Source organism: Candidatus Finniella inopinata (assembly GCF_004210305.1).
Lineage (GTDB): Bacteria > Pseudomonadota > Alphaproteobacteria > Paracaedibacterales > CAIULA01 > Finniella > Finniella inopinata_A.
In genome coordinates this window covers 39138-60903 of record NZ_SCFB01000015.1, presented here as the reverse complement: position 1 = coordinate 60903, position 21766 = coordinate 39138, and the positions used below count along the sequence as shown (strand labels likewise).

At 40.7% G+C, this 21766-nt stretch carries 20 protein-coding genes and 1 tRNA gene; 15 read left to right on the top strand and 6 right to left on the bottom strand.

Going from position 1 to position 21766, the window contains the following annotated elements; translation table 11 throughout:
- Positions 1-72: 72 nt before the first annotated feature.
- The 3 genes from EQU50_RS07555 to EQU50_RS07545 all read left to right on the top strand — a co-directional run bounded on the left by EQU50_RS07555 (position 73) and on the right by EQU50_RS07545 (position 3761).
- On the top strand, positions 73-384 hold the full coding sequence (locus EQU50_RS07555; protein WP_165380395.1) for a small ribosomal subunit Rsm22 family protein: 312 nt from the start codon (positions 73-75) through the stop codon (positions 382-384).
- A 294-nt stretch (positions 385-678) separates the two neighbouring features.
- On the top strand, positions 679-2463 hold the full coding sequence (locus EQU50_RS07550; protein ID WP_165380394.1) for a glycosyltransferase family 2 protein: 1785 nt from the start codon (positions 679-681) through the stop codon (positions 2461-2463).
- On the top strand, positions 2460-3761 hold the full coding sequence (locus EQU50_RS07545; protein ID WP_130154512.1) for a DUF3131 domain-containing protein: 1302 nt from the start codon (positions 2460-2462) through the stop codon (positions 3759-3761). Before EQU50_RS07550 ends, EQU50_RS07545 begins: the two co-directional genes overlap by 4 nt.
- A gap of 9 nt (positions 3762-3770) precedes the next feature.
- Here EQU50_RS07545 and EQU50_RS07540 read toward each other — a convergent pair whose 3' ends face one another.
- Complete coding sequence (locus EQU50_RS07540) at positions 3771-5456, bottom strand: DUF3131 domain-containing protein (RefSeq protein WP_130154511.1); 1686 nt, start codon at positions 5454-5456, stop codon at positions 3771-3773.
- A gap of 352 nt (positions 5457-5808) precedes the next feature.
- Between EQU50_RS07540 and EQU50_RS07535 the strand changes: the two genes are divergently transcribed.
- Entirely contained in the window at positions 5809-7305 is a 1497-nt protein-coding gene (locus tag EQU50_RS07535; RefSeq protein WP_130154510.1) for a hypothetical protein, read from the top strand.
- Between the two features lie 173 nt (positions 7306-7478).
- Entirely contained in the window at positions 7479-8492 is a 1014-nt protein-coding gene (locus EQU50_RS07530) for an acyltransferase (RefSeq protein ID WP_130154509.1), read from the top strand.
- Here the strand turns inward: EQU50_RS07530 and EQU50_RS07525 are convergent.
- Positions 8481-9428, bottom strand: a complete 948-nt coding sequence (locus EQU50_RS07525) for a hypothetical protein (RefSeq protein WP_130154508.1) — start codon at positions 9426-9428, stop codon at positions 8481-8483. The two genes, EQU50_RS07530 and EQU50_RS07525, sit on opposite strands and share 12 nt — an antisense overlap.
- Positions 9429-10014: 586 nt before the next feature.
- On the opposite strand from EQU50_RS07525, the gene EQU50_RS07520 reads away from it, so the two are divergent.
- The 4 genes from EQU50_RS07520 to EQU50_RS07505 all read left to right on the top strand — a co-directional run bounded on the left by EQU50_RS07520 (position 10015) and on the right by EQU50_RS07505 (position 14381).
- Positions 10015-11133, top strand: a complete 1119-nt coding sequence (locus EQU50_RS07520) for a phospholipase D-like domain-containing protein (protein WP_130154507.1) — start codon at positions 10015-10017, stop codon at positions 11131-11133.
- Positions 11126-12319 carry a succinyl-diaminopimelate desuccinylase gene (dapE, locus tag EQU50_RS07515; RefSeq protein WP_130154506.1) on the top strand — a complete coding sequence of 398 codons (1194 nt, stop codon included), beginning with the start codon at positions 11126-11128 and terminating at the stop codon, positions 12317-12319. The genes EQU50_RS07520 and dapE overlap by 8 nt, the downstream gene beginning before the upstream one ends.
- 61 nt (positions 12320-12380) lie before the next feature.
- On the top strand, positions 12381-13328 hold the full coding sequence (locus EQU50_RS07510) for a DUF898 family protein (RefSeq protein ID WP_130154505.1): 948 nt from the start codon (positions 12381-12383) through the stop codon (positions 13326-13328).
- 21 nt (positions 13329-13349) lie between these two features.
- On the top strand, positions 13350-14381 hold the full coding sequence (locus EQU50_RS07505; RefSeq protein WP_130154504.1) for a M48 family metallopeptidase: 1032 nt from the start codon (positions 13350-13352) through the stop codon (positions 14379-14381).
- 33 nt (positions 14382-14414) lie between these two features.
- Here the strand turns inward: EQU50_RS07505 and EQU50_RS07500 are convergent, their stop codons facing one another.
- Genes EQU50_RS07500 through EQU50_RS07490 form a run of 3 tightly spaced genes read right to left on the bottom strand, consistent with a single transcriptional unit; the run spans position 14415 to position 16121 of the window.
- Positions 14415-15020, bottom strand: a complete 606-nt coding sequence (locus tag EQU50_RS07500; protein ID WP_130154503.1) for a TlpA family protein disulfide reductase — start codon at positions 15018-15020, stop codon at positions 14415-14417.
- A 56-nt stretch (positions 15021-15076) separates the two neighbouring features.
- Positions 15077-15397: a rhodanese-like domain-containing protein gene (locus EQU50_RS07495; RefSeq protein ID WP_130154502.1), complete on the bottom strand. Its 321-nt coding sequence runs from the start codon at positions 15395-15397 to the stop codon at positions 15077-15079.
- 1 nt (position 15398) lies between these two features.
- Complete coding sequence (locus EQU50_RS07490) at positions 15399-16121, bottom strand: protein-L-isoaspartate O-methyltransferase family protein (RefSeq protein WP_130154501.1); 723 nt, start codon at positions 16119-16121, stop codon at positions 15399-15401.
- 106 nt (positions 16122-16227) lie between these two features.
- Here EQU50_RS07490 and EQU50_RS07485 point away from each other — a divergent pair.
- The 6 genes from EQU50_RS07485 (at position 16228) to EQU50_RS07460 (ending at position 19999) form a co-directional block, all read left to right on the top strand.
- A tRNA-Cys gene (locus EQU50_RS07485) sits at positions 16228-16301 on the top strand.
- Positions 16268-17077 carry a substrate-binding periplasmic protein gene (locus EQU50_RS07480; protein ID WP_130154500.1) on the top strand — a complete coding sequence of 270 codons (810 nt, stop codon included), beginning with the start codon at positions 16268-16270 and terminating at the stop codon, positions 17075-17077. The genes EQU50_RS07485 and EQU50_RS07480 overlap by 34 nt, the downstream gene beginning before the upstream one ends.
- Before the next feature lie 27 nt (positions 17078-17104).
- On the top strand, positions 17105-17758 hold the full coding sequence (locus EQU50_RS07475; protein WP_130154499.1) for an amino acid ABC transporter permease: 654 nt from the start codon (positions 17105-17107) through the stop codon (positions 17756-17758).
- Complete coding sequence (locus EQU50_RS07470; RefSeq protein ID WP_130154498.1) at positions 17751-18464, top strand: amino acid ABC transporter ATP-binding protein; 714 nt, start codon at positions 17751-17753, stop codon at positions 18462-18464. The genes EQU50_RS07475 and EQU50_RS07470 overlap by 8 nt, the downstream gene beginning before the upstream one ends.
- A 12-nt stretch (positions 18465-18476) precedes the next feature.
- Positions 18477-19187: a tetratricopeptide repeat protein gene (locus tag EQU50_RS07465; RefSeq protein WP_130154497.1), complete on the top strand. Its 711-nt coding sequence runs from the start codon at positions 18477-18479 to the stop codon at positions 19185-19187.
- A complete protein-coding gene (locus EQU50_RS07460) occupies positions 19184-19999 on the top strand; it encodes a MetQ/NlpA family ABC transporter substrate-binding protein (RefSeq protein ID WP_130154496.1) in 816 nt (271 codons plus the stop codon). Before EQU50_RS07465 ends, EQU50_RS07460 begins: the two co-directional genes overlap by 4 nt.
- 161 nt (positions 20000-20160) lie before the next feature.
- Here the strand turns inward: EQU50_RS07460 and ltrA are convergent, their stop codons facing one another.
- Positions 20161-21525, bottom strand: coding sequence for a group II intron reverse transcriptase/maturase (ltrA, locus tag EQU50_RS07455; protein WP_207216274.1), 1365 nt, complete (start codon positions 21523-21525; stop codon positions 20161-20163).
- Between the last annotated feature and the right edge of the window lie 241 nt (positions 21526-21766).

The window sequence follows — 21766 nt, the reverse complement described above, 5'->3', positions numbered from 1 at the left end:
ACAGCAGAAAAGCCGAATAAAAAATTAGGAAATAATTTTTAGAATACTAAACTAATTTTCAGTGCAATCGCCATGCTGACTGAGACAAAAGATTGGTGCCATTTCAGTGTGCGCCTGCAGCGATCAGGGTTACATCAGTCGGCCAAAAAGGGAACCCTTGGGTATGAAGACGAGAAATTTAGTTATTTGTTGGTGGCCAAATCTGGACTGGTGACCCCAGTGGTCGAATCACGAATTATTCGAAAACCCATCAAGCGACAAGGCCATATTGTTATTGATGTTTGCACGGGTGGGCAATTAAAGCGCGAAATTATTGGCAAAGCTGATCCTAGTTATAAAAAAGTCGCTAAATTAGAATGGGGCGATGAGTATCCTGCCAACTAATCTGTGAGGTTGTCCCTTTTTAGAAGACAGATTTTTGCCCTAATGAGAGATATAATTTTCCTATTTAAAATTCTTAAAATTTACGCCAGATCCTGAATGGCAGGTCTGTTGTTTTGGGAATTCTGCAATTCCCCTCATGTTTTTAGTGATTTTTATCTAAAATTATTTTAAAATTTATAAAAATAGATGAGTTTCTTATGGGTAACCATACCAACTCTTGTCTTAATAACAGCAGTTAATTCCTACTTACATCTATTTGAATGTCAAAAAATCCATGTTGTGTCAATAATTTTTATGAATAAAGATATTAGCGGAATATGCATTCCTGCCCACCCATCGGAACCTATATCCGAATCCTCTGAGAACTCGTTTTATTTTAAAAACTATGAAGAAAGAATGCGGCCCAACCCTCCAATTGACCTAAGTCATATTCAGTCCGTTTTCCGCCTTATTGGAATTATCACCATTGTTTTTGGGGGGCATTATATCGGCTGGAGATGGCTTTATTCCCTTAATGACCAAGCACCCATTTTTTCATTGGCCTTAATCACTGCTGAAACCATGGCCTATTTTGGTCTGTTTCTGTTCATTATGAGTCTTTGGACAGAAATTCCTATAAAAGAACTGGAAGAAATGCGCGGTTGTATAAAATCCAAGCGAACGCTCGTGCCATCAGTTGATATTTTTATTGCAACCTACAACGAAGATCCCGAATTGGTCAGACTGAGCATTCAAGACGCAAAGCGGGTTACCTATTCAGAATTAAGCAAGGTGAACATTTATGTTTTAGACGACGGGAATCGCCCTGAAATGGAAAAAATTGCCGTTGAAGAGACCGTCGAATACCTTTCACGGCAAAATAACGTTGGCTATAAGGCTGGAAACCTAAGCAATGGCCTTTATCATTCAAATGGAGAATTTATTATAGTCTGTGACGCCGATACACGCCTGTACCCGGATTTTCTAGAAAAGACGATTGGCTTTTTTGATAATCCATCAGTTGCTTGGGTTCAAACTCCTCAATGGTTTTATGATTTGCATGACGGTATTGACCCCAGGTCGTATTTTAAAAAATTGTTTCCATACGTCGGAAAGATGATGGGCCTTTTTGTCTATCATGTATTTGGGGTGCGGCAGTTCTTAGCCGATCCTTTTTTATCTGATGGCACAATTTTTTATGATGTTATTCTCAACAGAAGAAATGCTCATAATGCTTCTTTTTGTTGTGGCGCCGGCTCTATTCACAGGCGAACAGCATTATTAGAAATCGCGAAAGCATACGCCCTTTCGATTGGGAAAGATCATAAAGATTTAGAAGCCTTTAGGCCCTTTCTTTTTCACATCTCAGAGGATATTTATACGTCCTTAGAAATTCACAAATCTAAAAAATGGATATCCATTCTGTACCCACAAGTTTTGTCCAAGATGCTTTCACCGCAGGATGGTTTGTCACGACATAAACAACTTTATCGGTATGCTCTTGGAACCTTAGATATGGCAAAAAAAGAGGGGGGGATTCTTTTTAAAACCGGGTTAACTTTTTTTCAAAGGATGTTTTATTTTTGCACCGTTTATTCTTACCTGAACGCAATTTGGTCAATGATTTTCTTTTTGGTTCCCATATTTTATCTTTTTACAGAGATTAGTCCCATTGGTGTTTCAGCACCTGAAGTTCTAAAAAAACTGATACCTTTTTTAGTCGCTAATGAACTTCTTCAAATGATAGCCTATTGGGGACGAAATACTTTTCATGCCCGCGTTCTAACGTTGGGGTGTTTTTGGATTCATCTCAAGGCTCTTTATTCCACAATCAGGAAAAAACCAGTTGAGTTTGATGTCACGTCGAAAACCCCTGGAGTGGAAAAACGTTTTGTGAACCTTGTGCGCCCGCACCTTATTATCATAGGCTTGAGTGTCCTGGCAATTATTTGGTCTATCACGATGGTGATTTTAGGCTTGTCTTATTCACACATAGGAATTTTGTGCATGAATTATTTATGGATTATATGTAACTTGATCATCCTGGTCCGTTTTGTTCTTGGGATGATTTGGACTTGGGAAAAGGAACCTATTGCGTGAAATCTTTGTTTAAAAATTCAAACTTCTTGCTTATCGTTGGTATCCTATTATCCGCCGGGTTGGTTATTTACCTTGAATCACTTTCCCTAGAATCTGTTATCCATACCCTTAAAAAAACATTGGTTATTCCTAAACCAAGGCGGGGCCCTTTGACTGATGAAGAAAAAAAATGGGCGAAAGTTGCCTGGACTTATATGGAAAAAAATTATGTTCCCGAAACGGGCATGGTTGATTCTGTGAAAGACTTTCCAGTTGTGACATTGTGGGATACGGCATCCACGCTTCTTGGGACGCTTTGCGCCCACAAACTTGGCTTGATCGATCAAGCAGTTTTTCAAGAACGCACAGAACGCCTTTTGAACAGCATCAAAAAGTTTTCCCTCAGCGATGAAAAAATGCCGCATAAGTACTATAACACGCACAACTTAATCAATGTTCATGTCAAAGATCCCTGGAAGCCAGAAAATACAGGATGGTCTGCGTTGGATATGTCTCGGCTTATAATGGCGCTGCACGTAATCTCGATTCACGAACCTCAGTTTATGCCCTTGGTTCAAGAAATTCTGAAACAATGGGATCTACATCATTTGATTCGGGAAGGTCAATTGCAAGGAAGCTCTGTGGAAAATGATATGTTAGAATCCAGTCAGGAAGGCCGGTTGGGATACGAGCAATACGCGTCGCGCTGTTTGAATTTGATTGGGTTGGATTCTCCGGTTTCTAATCGACACGAAGACAATTTGGAATTCCAGAATATCTATGGTGTCGAGGTCCCCATCGATAAACGGACATCCAAGACACATAAAGCCGATAGCTACACCCTAAGCGAACCTTATATCCTTGAAGGATTAGAATTTGGTTGGAATGCGTTTTCCCAAAACCTTGCTTGCAGTGTCTACAAAGTGCAAGAAGAACGATTTAAGAAAACCAAAATTTATACCGCCGTCACCGAAGATAACGTAGATGCAGGGCCCAAATTCGTCTACAATGCTGTCGTTATCAATGGACACCCCTGGGTTACCCTTACGCCGAAAGGTGAAAATGCGAACGACTATAGAAGTCTCAGCACAAAAGCAGCTATTGGGTGGTTTATTTTGTTTGAAACACCTTATACCAATGACATGGTGAATCATTTGATTGGTCAGGTTATAAATCCTGAAGAAGGTTGGTTCGCAGGAATTTACGAAAAAGACCAAAAGATAAACACAGCGCTTTCCTTGAACACCAATTGCGTTATCTTAGAAGCCCTGTATGTCAAATGTTTTGGCCCCTTAATTACATCAGCCTATCAAAAATAAGAAATCCTTTTACTTTTTCGAAGTCTTGGTGGCCGGTATAGTTGGTGGGGCTGTTTTTGTCTTTGGGGATATTTCAGCTTTCTTTGGTTCTTCTTTTTTCGGCTCTTCTTTTTTAGCTGGTGCAGGGGCAGGAGGCGGGGCAGCACAGGAAGGTTGTTGGGGAGGAGAAACCACACAAAGACATTCCGCCTTATTTGGATATCCTGGCCAACATTTCTTGTTGTCATCAATATCCAATTTTTTCATTCCTTTTATGGTGTGTTCCCATTTTGTGGGTAAAAGGGGTTTAATGCCTAATAGCGGGCCCTTAACGCGGAATAAAAGTGACTCTAATATGATTCCATTTGTGTTACATGTACAAATCTTAACTGGCCCCGTTCCATTTTCGTACCATCCCTCATAAAATCCTTTCTTGGGGTCAACAAGTGTCGTTGCTTTTTGCCACATCAGATCACTGTAAGAATCATCCCAAAGTGCCCACAACCCTACCCCGGCTTTTGTGCAAAAAGAAGCCATCTCTGGAACAAACTTACCTTTAGAGGTAATCACATTCCAGTTGTAGCCGTCAGAATATATCGTGTCATATACGAAATAAGGATCTTTGTCTAATTGGTGTTCTGATCGTGCCGTTATAATACCTGTTTTCAAATAGCGCCTTTTTTGAACCTCAAAAATATTTGAGGCTGCAGAAAGATTCCAAAGATTGATAGGACCTAGGTTTTCATCTTCGATGCTGTGCCAGCCCATCTCGATGCCATCTAAGAAAAAGCTTTCAGAAACAACATAGTTGTGTGCGTTTAGAACTCTTGGATCTCGCATATCATAGGGTATGGGAATATTGTAGATAACTGAGTAATGAACATTATCTTCTTTAAGCGCTTTTTTTACATTAAACCCCCATAGCTCAAAGCCTTTTGCGGCATATTCCTCATATCCTAAACGCCCTTCTTGCAGGTATCGCAATTCATATTTATCATTAAGGGCTGCTCCATAAAGCTCACCAAGACCGTCTACAATATGGCAAAAATCCCATTGCTCAACGATTTGATCAATATCTGCGCTGTATTCCGGATACAAGCTTTTTATAATTTTAAACCATATAAGCAGACGGCCCACATCAAGGGGTGAGAACCCGATTTCCCCAGGTTCATTTTTGTAATTAACCGGCTCTTTTGTGATGGTGTTGTAAACTTTATTGGGTAACATCCCGCGAAATAATTTAATATTTCTGAAGGTTTCAATGAACTTGGTAAGTTTTTGGTCAAATTCAAGCCTTTCGATAATTTCAAGTTGGTGTGCTGAAACAAGCCCTGCAAGATAAGAGGCACTATCCCATAGAGTTGTTGAGGGATAGTTATCTACAGCATTGACCAGTCCAGTGTTTTCCTTATAATTGTTTTTAAAATATACCCACGCTGTTTCAGCTGCTTTTCTTTCGGCGTCTGTAAGCCTGAGTTCTTTCGATTTTTGTTTAATACGCAATGAGTTGTTTAGGTTTGAGAAAAAGGGGAAATGAGATAATTTTGGGACCATATTGATGGGCAGGAAGATTTGTAAGATTAGAATTCCACCTAGGAATAGGACAATTGCGTAAGTCGTTTGTTGGGCTGTTTTAGGGAAAACTTCAGCGGTTCCCCGTCTGCCCCATAGTGACTCGCGCAGTAAATTTAGTATGCGTTTTGCCCAATTTGCCATTTATTAAAATCCAAAAAATCAATTTATGCCAATTTCCCTTTGTCATGGAATGCCCCTGAAAAAGGTTCTATCCCGAACATACCCTCCCATAATTATGGTAATTGTAAAAAATTAAGAAATATTTAAGATTGAAAAAGAGAAAAAGAGAATCTGTTTAAATTGAGAATGTTGATATATAACGTTTGTTGAATTTGGTTGGTATTCAACGGCTATAGAAAAATGTGTCAAAAATTCAAAATGGGTGTAGAATATACAGATAGGATATAAAATTTTAGATTATATTATGAATCTTTTGTCGAAAAATGCTGTACGTTTTTTTAAGATTGCTTCAATTGCTATTTCCTTGTTGGCCTTGTTTTTTGCCAGCCAGTATTTTTTTCAAAATAAAAAAACTATGACCACCCTTTTTGGTTTCGACAAAACCCAGACTGAGATTTTTAAAAGGTTATCTCAAGAACTTGGTAAAACAGCAAATTCCAAAGACAATACAAAATTAATACAATCGTTTATAGAAAAAGACAAAGCCGACCCTTACAAATTATGCATGATATGGTTCTCTGGGTATTATAAGGCGTTGGATAAACCAATTGTCATAGGCGGTAGCAGAATCAATGCGGCATTTTACTATAACCTTCTGACAGCCTTGGAAGGAATGAAAAATCTTACCCCCCATTCTTTCATTTCTTTTTTCATAGATAAGCCAACATATAACGACAATATGGCTCAACTAACCTGGATAAAAGAAAATTATCCCCAGTTCAAACTTTATTTCTTAGAAGATCAAATTGATATATTAGATGCTGCAAATCAGGGAAAATCCCTACAATACAATTCAAAAAAGCATGATCAAGCCATTATTAATTATGTAAACTATTTGCTGGATAACAACAGAAGGGAAGACGTCAACGTCATAAAACTGCTACTCGAACATGGTATTAATGGAAATCCGGCCATAGCAAGCGATGTGTTAAGGATGCTGCAATTAGTCCCGCAACAATTTTCTTTTTATATGGATGTAGATGAGCTTTGTCTTTGGGATACAAAAGAAGCTTCATCCCTTTGGGAAACGATTTCAAGAATTTCTGAAAAGGGTATGAACGATGACAATTTCTTTGATTCTATAAAAAACCTTAGCCATTTATTCACGGTTATCAATCGTGTACGTACATACGAGAAAAAAGTTTTTACATTTCCGTTTCATGAACAAAATCAGGAAACGACAAACAATAAAGTTATCGCCTACCACTTAAATGAAAATCAGCTTTTAGATATTAAAGATACTTATATAGATCATGTAAAAAAACACATAACAGACTTGGAATTTTATAAGAATTTTTCTAAAGACTATAATGACACGCATGCCGATATGGAAAAAATCACCTTAACACCTATGTTTGCTGTCATGTATTCAACAGGACCTAGTTTTTTTTGCACGCCACATACGTGGTGCAAAACGTTGACAGCAAGCCGATTCCCTTATGCGAAGGCAGACCCCTTCCTGACAATAGATCCAGATATTCCAGGCACCCAAGCGTGGGGCAGCAAGCCGATTTATTTTTTGTCGAAACATGTAGAAGATTATGCCGGAAAATTTAAATTCAAGCCTTTTAAGAAAATTGTGTATTTGTTAAGTGTTTATGATTTTCAAAAATTGAACAAACCCAGGTTTTCTGAAAGTTTAGAAAATCTAAAAAAAGCCTTGGTCCACTGGCTTGGCGTGTATCAAAAATCAAACCCGACGGAGACAAAGATTTTTATGGATTGGATAAAATCATCTTATAAAAACTCTTATTATGATGAGTTGGAACCTGTTTTGGGTTCTATTTCACCTATTGAAGATACGCACTAAAACAGTCGTTTTCCTAGGAGTAAGGTCACGGCTATAGCTTAGAAATGAAGTACGCTGCCCAAGGAACAGGGTATCAGCGATAGAAAGAATATGTTTTCTAAAATTGAATAGGAAATAAGGTTGGATTTGTATAAAATTAGACTAAATTTCAACATCACCTAAAAGGATAATTCGTGGGCAATAATACAGGCAATCGGTTGGTTTTTGCAGATTTATGCCGAGTCTTAGCTTGTTTCGGGGTGATTGTTGGCCATTGTAGCGACGGCTTTGTTAGGAACTATATTGATTTGCCATTGAATGATTGGTTGTGCTCTCATTTTTGGGGTTCGGTGTCACGCATTTCGTCGCCTTTATGCATTTTGCTTTCTGGATCATTACTGCTTAAGCCCAATGGAACCATCACTTTTCAAGATATGAAGCGACGTGTGCTGCGTATTTTAATTCCCTTAGGTGTATGGAGCTGCGTGTATCTTTGCCTTGTGGCTTGGAGAGAAAAAGTGTCCCCTTTTGGTTTAAATTTTAACCAACCTGAAATGGGGCATCTTTGGTTTATTTATATGATGATGGGTTTGTATCTTTTTCTACCTATCTTCAAAGCTCTTTTTGATGGATTTTCGAACCAACGCACGTTTATATATTATTTTTGTTTTATCTGGATGGCGATTACCTGTATCCCCATCCATTACCCTATAGAAATTTTTGGATGGATTAAGCAACCTTACTTTCTTGGGTATGGCGGGTACTTTCTTATTGGTGCTTTTATTGCACACGTTGTGAAAGATTTTGGATCTTCTAGGGTTTGGACAGCGCTGTACATCATCGGTCTGTCTTTTACTTTTTTCTCTGTTTGGTACGCGTCGTTTAAAGCCCACACCACAGTCCATGACAATTATTCATTATTCAGTTTAAGTACGACTATTGCTGCGATTTCCGCCTTTGTATTACTTTCGCGTGTGCGCTCTGTTCCTAAGATTTTAGCGAACCTTTTAGCATTCATCAGTGATAAGGCGTTTATTATTTACTTCCTTCATGGCTTCGTTTTAAGTTTTCTCCATCCTATTATTATCGGGAACAGAACATCTATTATTCTTTTATTACCCTGTTGGATTTTGGCAACGTTTGTGACGTGTTTAGGATGCGGAACTATTCTTCGCTACTTCCCTAAAAGTAAGCTTTTATTTGGGTGATGATTGTTTGGTGCTTTTAAAAAGCTCGTTGATTTTACAGGACCAAGACAGCGTAATGCTTCCGTCTTCAGGAACAAGCAGCGTTTTCCCCTCCCGTGGATTCCAAGGGTATCGTGTCGGCCCATAATTTGCATAGCTTATATTCAATTGGCCCCGAGGTACGGGAATATTATAGCTCAGTTGGTAGGTAAAATCAGAATCCCAAGGTTGTTTACAATGCCCAAGATACATTCCAAACCCTATTCCAAAACTTAAAGGAGGCGTGATTTGATAGGAAAAAGAGAAACTAATTTTTTGTTTAAATTCTTTATTTTTATTTGATTCTGAATCAAAGTATTTTTTTACGATAGACCCGCCGATTGAAAAACCCAAAGGGTTATCAGCTTTAAATTTTAAGGCTTTTTGAAGGCCGTCTGGAATCCTCACATGATAATTAAGAGACCATCCCCCTGCATCCAAATCGGAAACTTTTTCTGTTGGCTTGGGATTAAAGCGATTGCCACCGTCATTGCGATATTCAAAACATATGCCACCAGGTCCCCAATCGTAATACCCAAACGAATAAGAGAAATCAGGATTCCAAGGGTATCGATACTGATAACCGCTGACGTTGAAACATGCCCCAAACCACTCATAGCCATATCCCAACCCCACTGACTCGGAATGGTTATAAAAAACCCTGTCCTTTTTGCTTGTTTCATCTGTTCTAACGGAATTTTTAAGAGGGAAGTTTTTTGCAACCGAAATAGTCCAATTATGTTTTGAAGGTTGCTCTGAACTGTCTTTTTCTTTGGAAGTTTGATCCTTTTTAAAACTAGCCTCTTTCAATGTGCGTAAAAAAACGTCTACAGATTTCTTCGTGTTTGACTGATCTTGGGTAGATGCAAAACTGGGAAAAACAAAACAACAGGCCAACAAAATACGAAAACAAAACATTATAATGCTAAAAATAAAAAAATTTAAAATATATTAACATAAAAATATCATAAAATGAGCTTCTTAATAGGCTTGTTAGGTGATTTTTCTGTGAATATACGGACAACCCCTCATTTTGGTTAACAACAATGTGGCTCCCGTCATCAGGATTTATAGATTTCATAGGGGCAGGAACCCAGTTGGTCTTACTTTTAAAAAGATTTTTTAATCGAAGCCCCTTTGATTCTTTCCGTTTTAATTGCGACATCAATCCCTTCCCAACGACCTCTTACATTCTCGATTCCAAAAAAGTCAGTGGCTAAGCGCTTCAATTATAAAATTTGAGGGAATACCAATAAATTTTGGAACAAATATTTTGTATCGATTATTTGGATTCTGTTGATTGAATTGTTCACACTCGCTTCTTAGCGCTTCAAGCTTAACGGTTTTTCATCCAAGTCCCCCAAACTTTTATTCAGCAATCGGTTTTTCCATCATTTGGATTGCCAACCAGGCGATATTTTAGAATTTAAGGAAGATGCGGAATAGCTTTTAGGGATGGAGCATGCTACAGCTTCACTAATTTAGCTGTTTTGGTCATATTCAAATGATAAATAAAAAATCCTTGTCCTTCTTTGGCGTTTTTGTCTTTCTATTTCTTGCGATCGGCGGATGTCTTGACAAAGGGTGTCACGCTTCAAGCCAGGCCCCTTTACAAGAGCTCGTTCCGGTTTTTGACAAAGCCTTCCCGTCCCTGCCTGAAAATTGGGACACCGATGGGATCTGCATTTTCCCCGATGCACAACGCAAACCTTGGCTTGACGCTATGGCTAATGCAAAAAACACAATCAGATTGGCGGCTTATCGCTTGGCGGATCCAGAGATTTTAAAGGCCCTATGCGATGCAGCTGACCGCGGCATTCACATCAAACTTTTCGTTGATCCGCAGCCTATTGGGCATGAAAAAACTGAAAACACATCTTTTAGTATGGACCATGTGAAAGGTCGAAAGACCATTTCGGCTTATTATCCTGTTGCGCCCTTAAAGCAGACTCATCACAAATTAATCATCGTTGATGACAGATGGGCCATGGTGAGCACGGGCAACCTTGATAAGGAATCGTTCGACGGCATTATCGACGCTGAAGGAAAAATCCAAGAAGTGGCCCCCAGAGATTTTGCAATTACCATCACAAATCCCGATATGGTGAAAGAGCTGATCACGGTTTTTGATGCTGACATAGAAGGCAAGCCAGCGACACCCCAGCACCCTCAGCTTATATGGGGACCGTCACCAACTCAAAAGCAATTCTTTTTGGATATGATTGCAAGTGCTAAACAATCCATTCACGTTTATCAACAAAGTATCCAGGATGAAGACGTTGCCAAAGCGCTGGCCGCGGCAGCCAAAAAAGGGACTAAAGTTGAAATCATGATGGTGCCCTTTCCGTTTAGTAAAAAGAATGATCCGAATATCCCTAATCAAGACTTAATACGAAAAGCAGGCGGAATCATTCACCTGAAGGCCCTGTATATTCACGCTAAGATTGTTGTGATTGATGCAAATGATAAAAATCACAGAGTAATGTATCTGGGATCGCTGAATTTTTACGAACCGTCTTTCAAAGAGAGTCGGGAACTTGGGGTCATCACAAATGACCCGGCTCAAATTGAAAAGATTATGTCTGTATTTAAAAAAGATGTTAAAGGACCTTCCCATGATTGATCCCATTTCCCTTTGTCAGGAACTGATTCGGTGTGAAAGCGTTACACCGAAAGACGCTGGCTGTCTTGATATCATCGAAGGGTATTTGAAGCCCCTGGGCTTTGTCTGCCATCGTTTGCCTTTCGGTCAAAATGATCCTTTGGCCACCGATAATCTTTATGCACGATGGGGGAACAGCGGCCCCAATTTCTGTTTTGCCGGTCATACGGATGTTGTCCCCGTTGGGGATCTTGCTCGCTGGACGGTGGATCCGTTTGGGGCTGACATAAAAGACGGGCGGCTTTATGGGCGCGGTACCGTTGATATGAAGGGTGCGATTGCGGCCTTTATTTCAGCCGTCGCCGATGTCATTCAAAATCACCAGCCCGGTTGTTCATTCAGTCTGTTGTTAACCAGCGATGAAGAAGGGCCAGCCACCTTTGGTACCAAAAAGGTGATTGAATGGTTAAAAGGCCGAGGCGAGATTATCGATGCCTGTTTGGTTGGCGAGCCCACCAACCCACAAATTTTCGGCGAGATGGTCAAAATCGGCCGTCGGGGCAGTTTGAACACAAAAGTCACCGTGACGGGGAAACAAGGTCACGTCGCCTACCCGCACTTTGCCGTGAACCCCATTCCCGCTTTACTAGGGTATTTAATGCAATTGTTGCAGAAGCCATTGGATGAAGGAACGGACCATTTCATGGCGTCTAATTTAGAGGTGACCAGCGTTGATGTGGGCAATCCTGTCACGAATGTTATCCCTAATCAAGCCAGCGCCCGTTTCAATATTCGATTCAATTCATTGCACACGGGGCAGAGGCTGGTCGATTATTTGCAGGCTGTTAAAGAAATGGTCAGCAAAACCTTTTCGCCCCAGCTGCAATGGACGTTGGAACCCGTTATCAGTGGTGAATCTTTCATGAGCAACCACCAGGGCCTTCAACAGGCGGTCGTTAAGGCCATAGAAACGGTTACTGGTTTAACGCCCAAGCTTGATACCTCGGGCGGCACATCTGATGCGCGGTTCTTGAAAGATATTTGCCCAGTGATCGAATTTGGACTGATTAGTGATCAGGCCCACCAGATAGACGAGTATCTGGTGATTGAAGATTTGACGTCCCTAACGGGGGTTTATAAGAACATCTTGTGCCAAAGTTTTCTGGAGCCTGAGGATTCTAATTTACGAGAAATAATTGCAGAATAACTTGACTTTTTAATTACAATAATATATTATACATGAAATAAAAACTCTGCAAAATTAGATCATGAATATTGTATATAATGGAAAAGTTAGTAGTCACCTTGGAATAAGCTTTAAAAATTTGGTGCTAACGATACTAACACTTGGAATCTATCGTTTTTGGGGAAAAACGAACCTGCGATCATATATATGGTCGCATTTTGAAATATTTAACTACCCCCTTATTTATCACGGTACTGCAAGTGAACTTTTAAAAGCTTTTCTGCGGGTGATACCGTTTTATGTTCTTTTTATTATTGTCCAGAATTTAGTGGGTTGGCTCATTACGTATTTGGGGGCAGAACAAAAAATTGTGATTGATGTTCTGTTTGGATTTTTCTATTTTCTACAATTTCTTGGACTGATTTGGATCATTGAATTTGCGATCTACTCTAAACATCAATATTTGTATTCACGCACAACTTGGCAGGGTATTCGTTTTTCGTTAAAAGGGGCACGCACAGCCTATGCCAATCTGGCTTTCAGCCTTTTTATTAAGTCCATAATAACCCTTGGTTTTAAGGACCACATCTATTTTATCAAGAAAAGTCAATTTATGTATGAGAATACTTCTTGGGGGGATGTTCCTTTAAATTTTACCGGAAATTCGCAAGATTTAAAAAGGATGAACTATTTAACATTGCTTCTTGCTATACCAACTTTTTTTATGTCGCGACTATATTTCGCGATTTACTGTATCCGGTATGCTGCGAACCATTTGTCTATGCAAAATGTAAGGCTTAAAGCAAATTATACAGTGTTTCAACTTTTAAGATATATGTTGGCTAATTTATTAATCACTATTTTCAGCCTTGGCATGGCATTGCCTTATGTTTCCTATCGCAATTTAAAGTTTATGCAGAAATATTATGATCTCGAAGGTGATCAAGCTGATTTGTCAGCTAAGCAGTCGACTGATGAAACAAGTGGGCGGGATGGCTTAGCAGCATTATTCGATATTGCTGACTTTTAAAGAGAAGCCAGGAGTTGGTAAATGTATTTTAAAGTAGAATTTTTTGATGGAGAATGCTCGGTAAGTCAGAATTGTACTCTGCTATGTGATGAAAATTCGAAATTTTGCATTAAATACAATGATAAACATATCAATCTTGAAAAAATTGCTTGGAGAAAAACTAAAACCAAGCTTTTTCTAACCAGCGAATCCCTTCAAAAGCACGCTTACATTGCCGTTGAAGCCGCTGACGATCAGCGCCTGATACTCAAGGTATTAACAAATCTAAAAAAAGTAAAATCGGCCTGGGTCTCGCGTTCTTTTTTTATATATTATGGAATAATTGGTCTTTTTGCAGCCTTATGGCTGTTTATGGATTCGTTGGTCTTTTTGCTTCCAAACAGTATTGAACCATGGTTGGAGAAAGAAGCTAGACTTATCCATTTTCGTAATCTTACATCTATAGCCAACGATTCTAACGAGCCAACTTTAAAGAAAATTAAAGACGCTTTCACGGCAATTGACCCAGATTTGCAAGGGATAGAAATTGAAATTTTGCAAAACGAACAGATAAATGCCGTAACTCTGCCGAACAAAAAAGTTATCATCTATTCCAAGCTTATTGAGAATGCTGATTCTATTGAAGAACTTATCGGAATTTTAGCCCATGAGATGACTCATGTGAAATATCGCCACTGTATAGCATCGTACATAAAACTATCATTTTTAAGTCTGTTGGATACAATCGTTGCTGGGGGAACTTTATCGGAATCAGGTATTGTTCTTTATTTTCTGCAGTTCTCAAGAGCCAACGAAATGGAGGCAGATGAAGGTGCAATAAAATATTTAGAACAACTTCGGCTTTCTACAAAAGGTATGGAAAAGTTCTTTAAAAAAATTACCGAGCAAAAAACATCAAAGTCTTGGGTGCCTGAATTTTTTAATACTCATCCAGGTTCGCCTGATCGAAGAAAATTATTTACTGCCCACAGGAAAACATATAAAGAATCTGTTTTTAGTGACAATGATCTAAAGAACCTTAAGAAAATTGTTGATACTAAATCTGGCGGGTAAGTCTGTGTTCTTAATTGACCCCGTTGCCTCAATCTAACGGATGGCACCACCAACCAAGTGTTTCTCGATTAAATTGGCAGCTGCTTTATTTTCCCAAGTGACCATGCCTGTGATTCTGCCAATTTCTTGACCTTGGGCATTAATAAAAATGCTTGTTGGTAGGGCTTTGGCGCCGAATCGATTGGCCAAGATGCTATTTTGATCAACGGCAACCTTCAAATTATCAATCCCCTTAGACTTGCAAAATAGACGCACCTGGGATGGGGGTGTTTTATCAACACAAACAGCAATATTCACAATATTAGACGTTTTGCCAAATTGATTGTAGCTGGGCAGTTCAGCCACACAGGGGCCGCACCATGTGGCCCAGAAATGAAGGATAACGGGCTGACCCTTGAAGCTTGAAAACTTTGTGGTCACCGGCTGTTCATTGTCGTCCCCCTGCACTTTAATAAGTAACAAATCAAAGTCTTCTAACGGGATGATTGGCTTGGTGGGGACATAATTCAAATCCCACAGGGTTAAATTTTCTTGTGGCGAAATTTCTGCCGGCTTCTTATTGAATTGCGTTACCTTATAAAGCACCATCACTGCCAGCGCAATCACAATGCCAACCCAAAAGTTCTTATTTTTAAACATGAATGTGATGATACCAAACGAGTTTTTTGTATCTTAAAGGGAAACGCGAAAAAAAATCAATAAAAGCCGATAGAGGGATCAACCTCTTTCCCCCAGGCATCAATTCCCCCCGTCAGATTAAAAACCTCTTTGAAGCCAGCCTTTATCAACTGTAAGGCCCCTTGTTGACTTCGAATGCCGTGATGGCAAATAACCACAATTGTATGTGATGGTGGAATTTCTTCAAGACGATCATCCAATTCCATAAGGGGGATGTGCAAGCTGTCGGGAAGGGCGCAAAGTTTATATTCCCAATCTTGCCTTACATCCACAACGCAAATATTCTTGAGATCGGTAATCTTTTCTTGCAACTGTTTGGGAGTTAGAGAGCGAATCATATTAAAAACAAAACGAAGGTTTATCGGTGAATTCTTGATTCAAAGGTGCCCAGGCGTCAAATAAAATCGATGCTGGCCCTGTATGAGGGACCAGCATTCCATAACACAAACACAATTCGTTTGTAGTTGATGGGTGTTTTGACTGCAAAGCCAATAAAAATCCACTGGGTCTAAGCCGAACGATCAAGAATTGCGGGATAGTTTGAACCGCTCCCCCATCAATAAAAATTATATCGAAAAGCTGCTCGTCCAAAAGCTCATTGATCAAATGCGAGGGAGAAGATTCTACGATAACCCTTGTGTAGGATTGCAGGTTTTCTCTGGCCTGATCTGCCAAGTCATTGTTCGTTTCAACCATAAGACAATCAGCTTCCATTTGACCAAACAAGGCAGCGCTGTAACCTGTCCCTCCAGATAAAATTAACACCTTCTTATGGGCAATCATTTCCAGGTCCGCGTGGACAAGCAATTTACTAAGCAAAAGGGGGGACAGCAAGAAACGTTGATGGGGTCCTTTCTCTGTTAAAGGGATATGATCATCGTGATAACAGCATTCCTGGTGAGACGGTGGCACAAAGAGGGGCCTCGGTACTTTTGCAAAAGCATGCTTTAAGGGTTTGGGCAAAATAATATGGGGACGCAGTTGACCCCAAATCATTTTTTCCGGTGCAGTGTTTGAAGATTCAAAGCGATTTTTTTGTTCGGGTGCCGAGAAAACGGGCAAAATTTACCTTTAAAACCAACAAGAGACTTGACCAACAGTTTATATCTTTATACCGTCAAAATGAAGTTCTAAAAATCGAGCTTCTAGGGACGCCCCTAGAAAATCTGGCCGGGTGGCAGAGTGGTCATGCAGAGGATTGCAAATCCTTGTACGTCGGTTCGACTCCGGTCCCGGCCTCCAGACGATTTAGAATTCTTAATTTTATTGAGGTTCCCTTTACCATGAAGCGTATTTTGTGTCTGTTTTTATGCGGTTTTCTTTTGACTGCTTGTGGAGAAGAAAAACCTGCTAGTCAGCTTGTGGTGGGAACATCAGCAGACTATCCTCCGTTTGAATTTTATCAAGATGGTCAAATTGTTGGGTTAGAAGTGGACTTGATTCGCGAAATTGCAAAAGAACTTGATAAGGAATGTGTTTTTAAGGATTTGCCTTTTGAAAGTTTAATTGGTGCTTTGCAAACAAAAAACATTGACCTTGCTATTTCCAATATAACGGCCACACCAGAACGATTGGAAAAATCTGACTTTAGTATTCCTTATTACCGTTCTTACGCCGTTATGATTGCGGCCAAAGATTCGGCCATAAATTCAGTGGCTGATTTGACTGGGAAAACGATTGGTGTTCAATCAGGAACGATCTATGAAGCAACAGTTAAAAAAGACTGGGCTTTAAAAACAAAGGATCTGAAAGTGATGTCTTTGGCGAAGGTGCCAGATTTACTTCAAGCCTTTAAGGCAGGACGCATCGATGTCCTTGTTATGGGAATTAGCGAGGCGGATAGAATCGTCAAAACGGTCTTAGATTTAAAAATTATTCCTCTTAAAGAAACAGAAGTCGTATTTGTCATCGCTTTCCCTAAAGGGTCGCCTTTAGTAGAGCCCGTTAATAAAATATTGAAAAAGTGGACGGATAACGGAATATTGAAAAAATGGCAAGATAAATCCTTGTCAGAATAGCGTTACTGAGAATGTTTGATAAATTCTATGTTGCATTTTGAGACTATTTACACCTCTTTTCCTTATATAGCCGGTGGCATAACCGTTACCTTGAAGTTTGCGGTTGTTTCGCTATTATGTGGGTTGCCTTTAGGTGTTATTTTGGCGATTGGGAAACTTTCTAATATATTGGTTCTTGAAAAATTATCAGCCGCCTATACAGCTGTTTTTCGGGGAACCCCTTTGTTGGTACAGTTGGGGATTATATTTCATGCAATGCCTCAGGTGATTGGATGCTCCATTTCGGCGTTTCAAGCTGGTATTTTGGCCTTTTCCTTAAACTCAGCCGCCTACAGTTCTGAAATTATTCGCGCAGGCATTCAAGGTATTGATCCCGGCCAATGGGATGCGGCAAAAGTTTTAGGCATTTCAACTTTGCAGACCTGGATCAAAGTCATTCTCCCCCAAGCTGTTCGCAATATTCTGCCGGCCCTTGTGAATGAAATGGTTAACTTGCTAAAAGAGTCGGCTCTTGTTGCCACCATCGGTGAAGCTGATTTATTAAAACGAGCACAAAATGTTGCGGGTGAAAAATTCTCATATTTTGAACCCCTTATGATCGCAGCAAGTTGTTATTTTGTCATGGTGATGATCATCAGTTTTATGGCCAACAGACTAGAAAAGCGTTGGGCCCATGCTTAAGTGTTGCAATCTTATCAAAACCTCGGGCGAGCTTACGGTTTTAAATAACTTAAGTTTTTCCTCGAAACTAGGCAAAATCACGGCGGTTATTGGCCCCTCTGGCAGTGGCAAGACCACGTTGTTGCGGTGTTTGGCTCAACTGGATAAACCCGATTCTGGCAGCGTTGACTTCGCTGGGCGGGATTTATCTCATTTGGCTGCAGGAGAAATTGGTTTTGTTTTTCAAGCTTTTCATTTGTTTCCCCACATAACTGTCTTAGAAAATTTGACGCTGGCCCCTTTAAGCCAGGGATTTGATCGCGCTGGGGTCGAGCAACAAGCGTATGCCTTGTTGCAACAGTTTGGTTTGCAAACAAAGGATAAGGCCTATCCGGTTAACCTTTCAGGAGGGCAGAAACAGCGTGTTGCTATTGCCCGGGCCCTGATGAAAGATCCGGCCATTATGTTGTTTGATGAACCAACAAGTGCGCTTGATCCCGAAATGGTGAAAGATGTGGGTGACATTATTTTGTCGGTGAGGAATCCAAAACGCGTTATCGTCCTGGTTACCCACGAAATGCGGTTGGCCCAGGCAGTGGCGGATCATATTTTATTCTTGGATCACGGGGTCATACTGGATGATTTGCCAGCCAGCCAATTTTTCGCTAAAGATGGTGGTGATTTACTATCAAAACGCGCCCAAAAATTCTTATCGAACTTAACTTAAAGGATAAAAAATATGCATTGTTTCCTTGCTTTTGTGGCTTTTTTTGCCAGTTCGTCGGTCTTGTATGCGACCGAGCAATCGGCCCCTTTACCGACCTCAACGGAAATAAATGCTGATGGCGGGCCCCAATTGCCAGAAGATATCGAACGTCATAATGTATTGCTTGAAAAATTACATGAATTGAATGAACGCGTCAAAATTCTGGAGTCGGCTTTAAGGAATGCAACACCTGCTGCCATCTCTTCGACCTTAGAGGGGGCTCGAACTCAGGCTGAAGCTGATGCCACCAAAAAGGCTTCTGAGAATGCACCCACCCTAATTAACTCGCCTGCAACAGCCCAATATAATCAGGCATCTGGTTTGTTAAACAAAGGCGAATTTGGTAAAGCAAAAGAAGCGTTCTTATGTATTACAAGGGAGTACCCTGAAGATATTTATGCCTATAAAGCTTGGTTGCACATTGGCGATATTAACCTGAAGATGAAAAATTTTGGCGACGCTGAGGAGGCTTTCTCTCAGGCGTTGACAGGTAAATTAGAAACCCCTTTGATGATCGATGCAAGGCTAGGCTTGGCTGAAGCTAAGATGAAGAAAGAAGACATGAAGGGTTGTTGTGAACAGTTGGCTATTCTTCAAAAAGAACAATTAAGTAATGAGCAAAAAAAGCGTCTTGAAACAACCTTAAAGAATGCTTCTTGTCAATCAGCAGGGAAACCAAAATGACAAAGAAGTTTTGGTTTATATTTCTTGGATTGTTAGTTATTGGAGTGGGGATTTTTGGGGTTTTAAGAAAGCCTGCCCGGACCTCTCTTTCCCCTGAGCAACCATTAAAAGTGGGCGTTACGGCGGGGCCCCATGCACGTATTATGGAACACGTGAAAAGTGAAGCGAAAAAGCAAGGCCTAGACATCGAAATTATTGAATTTAATGACTTTATGTTGCCGAATGAAGCTTTGAACCAAGGTGAGATTGATGTTAACTGTTACCAACATCAGCCCTTTCTTGATGAACAAGTCAAAGCCCGTGGGTATAAAATTCACAGTATCGCTAAGACGGTTCTTATGCCTATGGGACTTTATTCTCAATCTGTGAAATCTGCTAAAGATCTGCCAGAGGGTTCTGTTATTGGAATCCCAAACGACCCCACCAATGCTGGGCGTGCGCTGCAGTTTTTAGAACAGATTGGATTAATCCGCTTGAATTCAGTTAAAAACCCAACGGTTCTGGATATTATGGCGAACCCCAAGCAGCTTAAGATTAAGGAACTTGACGCGCCTACCCTGGCGATGACATTGCCTGACGTAACTGCTGCAGTTATTAATACCGATTGGGTTGTCTCGGCTAGATTAGACCCGAAAAGCTCCTTAGCAATAGAGTCCCCCGATACGCCTTACACCAATGTTCTTACTGTTCGAATTGGACAAGAAAAAGACAGCCGCATTCAAAAACTTGTCGCTATTTATCAAAGCGATGAAACGAAAAGCTTTATCATAAAAACATTTCAAGGCGTCGTTATCCCCGGATGGGGTTGGTAGGATAGTTTATGCATACAACTTTTGAGATTGCTGTAACACCTTAACCAATTTTTAACGTCCCTCATGATAGCCTGGTTGTGGTTGGAGATCGAGTAGGAGGGGCCTCACGACCCCGTCCTCTCACACCACCGTACGTGCGATGTCGCATACGGCGGTTTCAGTTAAGCTTTTACCACAGCTTTCATGGATCTTAGATTTATAAGCCCTATTTCTTTGAACCAATTGTTATCCATAGCATGATGAACCGGGATACTCAGAGATAACCGCCACCATCCTTTCCCCGATTTTGCTACAGGCCATGCACTGCAAGCAGGCACACCCAAGCTCATGAGGAATTTAGCGATGGACAAGGGTCTCTTTCGCTGTTTAAGTCGATAACACCGTACTTTGTGATGTATCCACCCATCCAAGCTTTTCCTCTGTGAAGGCCATTCTGTTAGTCGAAAATAGTTTCCCCATCCTCTTAGGGCTTGATTTAGGTCAGATACTACTGTTTCTAAGCTAACCCCCCTATTTCGACGGGTAATCCACCGCACCTTGTCTTGAATACGACTCAAACTGTGCTCGGCAACTATAACCTTCCCTTCCTTCAGAAGTCGATACCCAAGAAACTGGCGCTCTTCAACAGAAGCACAAGCACTCTTGGTTTCGTTAACCTTCAGCTTCAGACGTTTTGCAAGAAAATCTTTCACCGATTGCAACACACGTTCCCCCGCTCGCAAACTCTTGACGTAAATATTACAGTCATCTGCGTATCGGCAAAATTTGTGTCCTCGGTGCTCTAACTCCTTGTCCAGCTCATCTAGCACAAGATTTGACATTAATGGTGAGAGAGGTCCCCCTTGGGCCAGCCCTTCTATCCGTTCAATGCAAATCCCCTGTCTCAGCATCTCCGCCTCTAAGAAGCGTCGGATGATCTTTAACAGTCTTTTGTCACCTACCCGCTTTGAAAGCCTAAACATGAGCTTATCGTGGTTAACCCGGTCGAAAAATTTTTCAACGTCAATATCAACCACGATGTCATATCCTGCCTGTACGTACTCTCGCGCCTTTAACAGCGCTTGATGCGCACTTCGGCCAGGTCTAAATCCGTAGCTTGACCCTGAAAATGTTGGATCAAACATGGGCTCTAATACCTGAAGAATAGCCTGTTGGACAAGCCTGTCAACCACACAAGGAATCCCTAACAACCGGGTTTCCTTGCTTTTCCCTGGCTTCGGAATTTCAACCCCCAATACAGGAGATGGTTGGTAGGTTCCTGTCCTTAACGATTCTATAAGTGACTCTTTGTGTTTCGCAATCCAGCCAAACAGATCATCAACTGTCATCCCGTCAACCCCTGCGGCTCCTTTGTTTGCTTTAACACGTTTGTACGCTCGGTTCAAATTTGATGGGTCACAAACCTTTTCCATCAAATACTCTGTCAGAGGCTCATCCATTGTTGACGCCTTCAAGATTTGCTGTACCTCGCTCCCTTCAGGTCTCATACGCTGAAATCTGTCCGGACGTTGGTGATGTTTCCTCATCTTCCTACCTCTCCATCTTAAAGAGTCTTCAACGACTTTCTCTGGCTTAACTGATTCAGGCCTTCAGCTGATTAACTCAGCCTAATACGCCTTCTGCTGACTTCTCTTATCCCCTCTTGATTAATCACTTAACCAATAGTTTGCGTTCAACAAACAGGATAAGAGATCTCCCAAGGTAAGATGCAGGTCTTTCCCAAGGTCAGTGCTGGATCTACTGCTATACGCTTGCGGTCAGTTATTG

Coding starts and splice junctions, on each gene's coding strand:
- EQU50_RS07555 (WP_165380395.1), top strand. CDS start 73: ATGCTGACTGAGACAAAAGATTGGTGCCATTTCAGTGTGCGCCTGCAG.
- EQU50_RS07550 (WP_165380394.1), top strand. CDS start 679: ATGAATAAAGATATTAGCGGAATATGCATTCCTGCCCACCCATCGGAA.
- EQU50_RS07540 (WP_130154511.1), bottom strand. CDS start 5,456: ATGGCAAATTGGGCAAAACGCATACTAAATTTACTGCGCGAGTCACTA.
- EQU50_RS07525 (WP_130154508.1), bottom strand. CDS start 9,428: ATGTTTTGTTTTCGTATTTTGTTGGCCTGTTGTTTTGTTTTTCCCAGT.
- EQU50_RS07520 (WP_130154507.1), top strand. CDS start 10,015: ATGATAAATAAAAAATCCTTGTCCTTCTTTGGCGTTTTTGTCTTTCTA.
- dapE (WP_130154506.1), top strand. CDS start 11,126: ATGATTGATCCCATTTCCCTTTGTCAGGAACTGATTCGGTGTGAAAGC.
- EQU50_RS07510 (WP_130154505.1), top strand. CDS start 12,381: ATGAATATTGTATATAATGGAAAAGTTAGTAGTCACCTTGGAATAAGC.
- EQU50_RS07505 (WP_130154504.1), top strand. CDS start 13,350: ATGTATTTTAAAGTAGAATTTTTTGATGGAGAATGCTCGGTAAGTCAG.
- EQU50_RS07500 (WP_130154503.1), bottom strand. CDS start 15,020: ATGTTTAAAAATAAGAACTTTTGGGTTGGCATTGTGATTGCGCTGGCA.
- EQU50_RS07495 (WP_130154502.1), bottom strand. CDS start 15,397: ATGATTCGCTCTCTAACTCCCAAACAGTTGCAAGAAAAGATTACCGAT.
- EQU50_RS07475 (WP_130154499.1), top strand. CDS start 17,105: ATGTTGCATTTTGAGACTATTTACACCTCTTTTCCTTATATAGCCGGT.
- EQU50_RS07470 (WP_130154498.1), top strand. CDS start 17,751: ATGCTTAAGTGTTGCAATCTTATCAAAACCTCGGGCGAGCTTACGGTT.
- EQU50_RS07465 (WP_130154497.1), top strand. CDS start 18,477: ATGCATTGTTTCCTTGCTTTTGTGGCTTTTTTTGCCAGTTCGTCGGTC.
- EQU50_RS07460 (WP_130154496.1), top strand. CDS start 19,184: ATGACAAAGAAGTTTTGGTTTATATTTCTTGGATTGTTAGTTATTGGA.
- ltrA (WP_207216274.1), bottom strand. CDS start 21,525: ATGAGGAAACATCACCAACGTCCGGACAGATTTCAGCGTATGAGACCT.